Annotated in this window: 1 protein-coding gene; it reads left to right on the top strand. The window is 50.2% G+C overall.

The window, feature by feature from the left end; translation table 11 throughout:
- A partial coding sequence (locus LI114_RS14400) for a prealbumin-like fold domain-containing protein (protein WP_227221130.1) occupies positions 1–741 on the top strand: 741 nt, incomplete at both ends.

Genomic DNA, 741 nt, shown 5'->3' with positions numbered 1-741 from the left:
AGGCGGCTCTTATCTACCCCGGCAGCGAGCTTACGGAAAGCGGCGATGAGCTTACACCCTGCGAGTACTTCGGCGGACTCCACATCGAGTGCGTTCCCTGCGACAAGTCGGGAAACACTGTTCCTCTTCTCTTCATTGAAGTAGGACACGCGGAAAACTACGGCTACGATAATCTGAACAAAGACGAAGCAAAAGATATTTCTTTCTTTGACAGATGTACAAGCAGTGAATTTGAAAATTTCAACGGCCTTGTAAAATACCCCGCAGGAACTAAGGTTGGCAGCTATGAGCTTAACGCTGAATCCTGCTACCCCGCGGCGGCTGCGGCAACTGATAAATCCGCAGGACAAAACAAGTATGCCGATACCGAGATCGTAAACCGTTACTACCATGCTTCGCTTGTAGTTACAAAGCGCGACAGCGATACCGAAGAGCCTGTAAGCGGCGCGGTATACGGTCTGTATGCAATTAAGGACGATCTGTCCTCGCTCATCTCAACAGCAATCACCGACGAAAACGGCAAGGCAAGATTTGATACGGCGGCTGCGGCAAATACCGTTTACTTCCTTAAAGAGATCGAATCGCCCAAAGGCTACGCGCTCGATAACGAGTGGCACGAGATCGTGTTTGCGCCCGGCAACATTGAGCAGAATCTTGTTCTCGACAGCGATTTCGGCGACTTTGGCACTGACACTCAGGACGAGCCGTACAAGCTGAATATCATCGTAAACAAAAATGACG

It is taken from the genome of Ruminococcus sp. 210702-SL.1.03 (assembly GCF_020559915.1).
Classification (GTDB): domain Bacteria; phylum Bacillota; class Clostridia; order Oscillospirales; family Ruminococcaceae; genus YE71.
This window is presented reverse-complemented; position numbering and strand designations above follow the sequence as displayed.